This window comes from Streptomyces sp. P5F9 (assembly GCF_057961495.1).
Genome location: NZ_JBXVPZ010000731.1, coordinates 1 through 3113, shown reverse-complemented (window position 1 = coordinate 3113; position 3113 = coordinate 1). Strand labels below are relative to the sequence as shown.

Annotated in this window: 2 protein-coding genes, 1 pseudogene and 1 riboswitch; of the genes and pseudogenes, 1 reads left to right on the top strand and 2 read right to left on the bottom strand. The window is 70.8% G+C overall.

Annotated features, from left to right (window positions below; genetic code table 11):
- A partial coding sequence (rocD, locus tag AC31A1_RS49195) for an ornithine--oxo-acid transaminase (protein ID WP_489659558.1) occupies nt 1–1001 on the bottom strand: 1001 nt, incomplete at its 3' end.
- Nucleotides 1002–1092: 91 nt separating this feature from the next.
- A riboswitch (ZMP/ZTP riboswitch) is annotated at nt 1093–1182 on the top strand.
- 31 nt (nt 1183–1213) lie between these two features.
- Here rocD and AC31A1_RS49190 point away from each other — a divergent pair.
- Nucleotides 1214–2668, top strand: a complete 1455-nt coding sequence (locus AC31A1_RS49190) for a glycine hydroxymethyltransferase (RefSeq protein WP_489659557.1) — start codon at nt 1214–1216, stop codon at nt 2666–2668.
- Nucleotides 2669–2708: 40 nt separating this feature from the next.
- Here AC31A1_RS49190 and AC31A1_RS49185 read toward each other — a convergent pair.
- Nucleotides 2709–3113, bottom strand: a pseudogene (locus AC31A1_RS49185) (hypothetical protein); the annotation flags it as partial.

Sequence of the window (3113 nt, the reverse complement as noted above, 5' to 3'; positions counted from 1 at the left end):
GCCGTCACCCGGCCGGTACCGGTCAACTGCCGCAATTCCCGGTGCAGATGCTCCCCGAGCTCCGCGGCCCGCGCCTGGTACTCGCCCGTCCGCAGCATCGCGATCACCTCCAGCGCCACCGCACACGCCAGCGGATTCCCGCCGAACGTCGACCCGTGCTCCCCGGGCCGGAACACGCCCAGCACCTCCGCACTCGACACCACCGCCGACACCGGCACCACCCCACCGCCCAGCGCCTTCCCGAGCACATACATGTCGGGCACCACCCCCTCGTGCTCGCACGCGAACGTCCGCCCCGTCCGCCCGAGCCCCGACTGGATCTCGTCGGCGACGAAGAGTACGTTCCGCTCCCGCGTCAACTCCCGTACCCCCGCCAGATATCCGGCCGGCGGCACCAGCACCCCCGCCTCGCCCTGGATCGGCTCCAACAGCACGGCCACCGTGTTCTCACTCACCGCCGCCCGCATCGCGGTGAGATCCCCGTACGGCACGATCTCGAAGCCCGGCGTGTACGGCCCGAAGTCCGCCCGCGCCTCCGGGTCGGTCGAGAAACTGACGATCGTCGTCGTACGGCCGTGGAAGTTGTTGCCCGCCACGACGATCTTCGCCCGCCCTTCGGGCACGCCCTTGACCCGGTAGCCCCACTTCCTAGCCGTCTTCAGCGCGGTCTCCACCGCCTCCGCGCCCGTGTTCATCGGCAGCACCAGCTCCATGCCGCACAGCTCGGCCAACTGCTCGCAGAACGCGCCGAACCGGTCGTGGTGGAACGCCCTCGACGTCAGCGTCACCCGCTCCAACTGCGCCTTCGCCGCCGCGATCAGCCGCGGATTGCCGTGCCCGAAATTGAGCGCCGAATAACCGGCCAGCAGATCGAGATAACGTCGCCCCTCCACGTCCGTCATCCACGCACCGTCGGCGGTGGCGACGACCAACGGCAGCGGGTGGTAGTTGCGCGCGGTGTGCGCGTCGGCGGCGGCGATGAGTGCTTCCGTACTGGTCACGGCGTCTCCCGGGGGTGAGGGTGCCCCTTTCCTATCGTCGCCCGCATGGTGGACGCAGGAGCCGCACCGTCCGGCACGCCCGGTAGGCTGACCGGCGGGCCGTGACTGGCGCGCTGGGATGGGACCGACCATCGGGGAGCGGCCCGAGCTGGAATGTGTGCCGTGCGCCTGGGCCGTACCGAGAACGCCGAACGCCACGTCCGGAGGTCCCCATGCCCGATAATTCCGCGCCCCTCTCCAACGAGTCCACCGCCTTCCGCGCCGCCCTCGATGTGATCCGTGCCGTCGAGCCGCGTGTCGCCGACGCCATCGGCCAGGAAGTCGCCGACCAGCGCGAGATGCTCAAGCTGATCGCCTCCGAGAACTACGCCTCCCCGGCCACCCTCCTGGCCATGGGCAACTGGTTCAGCGACAAGTACGCCGAAGGCACCATCGGCCGCCGCTTCTACGCCGGCTGCCGCAACGTCGACACCGTCGAGTCCCTCGCCGCCGAGCACGCGCGCGAACTCTTCGGCGCCCGCCACGCCTACGTCCAGCCGCACTCCGGCATCGACGCCAACCTCGTCGCCTTCTGGTCGATCCTCGCCGACCGCGTCGAGGTCCCGGCCCTCGCGAAGGCGGGCGTCCGCCAGGTCAACGACCTCTCCGACGCCGACTGGGCCGAACTCCGCCAGGCCTTCGGCAACCAGCGCATGCTTGGCATGTCCCTGGACGCCGGCGGCCACCTCACCCACGGCTTCCGCCCCAACATCTCCGGCAAGATGTTCGACCAGCGCTCCTACGGCACCGACCCCGTCACAGGCCTCATCGACTACGAGGCCCTGCGTGCCTCCGCCCGTGAGTTCAAGCCGCTGATCATCGTCGGCGGCTACTCCGCCTACCCGCGCCTGGTGAACTTCCGCATCATGCGCGAGATCGCCGACGAGGTCGGGGCGACCCTGATGGTCGACATGGCGCACTTCGCCGGTCTGGTCGCGGGCAAGGTGCTGACCGGCGACTTCGACCCGGTCCCGCACGCCCAGATCGTCACCACCACCACCCACAAGTCGCTGCGCGGCCCGCGCGGCGGCATGGTCCTGTGCGACGACTCCCTCAAGGACCAGGTCGACCGCGGCTGCCCGATGGTCCTCGGCGGCCCGCTCCCGCACGTCATGGCCGCCAAGGCCGTCGCCCTCGCCGAGGCCAGGCAGCCCTCCTTCCAGGACTACGCCCAGCGCATCGTCGACAACTCCCGCGCGCTGGCGGACGGTCTGATGCGCCGGGGCGCCACCCTCGTCACCGGCGGCACCGACAACCACCTCAACCTGATCGACGTCGCCTCCTCCTACGGCCTCACCGGCCGCCAGGCCGAGGCCGCCCTGCTCGACTCGGGCATCGTCACCAACCGCAACGCCATCCCCGCCGACCCCAACGGCGCCTGGTACACCTCCGGCATCCGCATCGGCACCCCCGCCCTCACCACCCGCGGTCTGGGCACCGCCGAGATGGACGAGGTCGCCGGCCTCATCGACCGCGTCCTGACCACCACGGAACCCGGCACCACCAGCAAGGGCGCGCCCTCCAAGGCCCAGCACATCCTCGACCCGAAGATCGCGGACGAGATCTCCCGCCGCGCCACGGACCTCGTCGCCGGCTTCCCGCTGTACCCGGAGATCGACCTCGGCTGACCCACGCTCACTCTTTTGAGTTGTCAAAGACCGGCGACTCTCACAGATCGATGAGTTCCTGTCGTGGTTCCTCGCGCGGCGGTCCGGCCTCACGCCGGGCCGCCGCGCGGCGTATCAGCAGCGTGCCGCCGATCCCGACGGCCGCACCCGCCGCCGCCCACCAGACAGGCTCGGTAAGCCCCGCAGATTCAGGCCGACCACCAACTGCCTTGCCCTCGGCGCCGGTTCCGCCGAGCATCCCCGCCCGATCCAACTGCGCGAAGACCGCGCGCGGCGCCCGATGCCACCGGATGTCGTCGTCCGCCACCTCCGGAGCCGGGTCCGTCCGCACCCAGGGTGTGCCGTCCGCGGTCACGAACAACTGGTCCTCCCGCTCCACCGCCACATCACCACCCGGAGCCCGACTCGTCCGAGGCCAGCCCCCGACCCCGGTCAGCCCCCACAC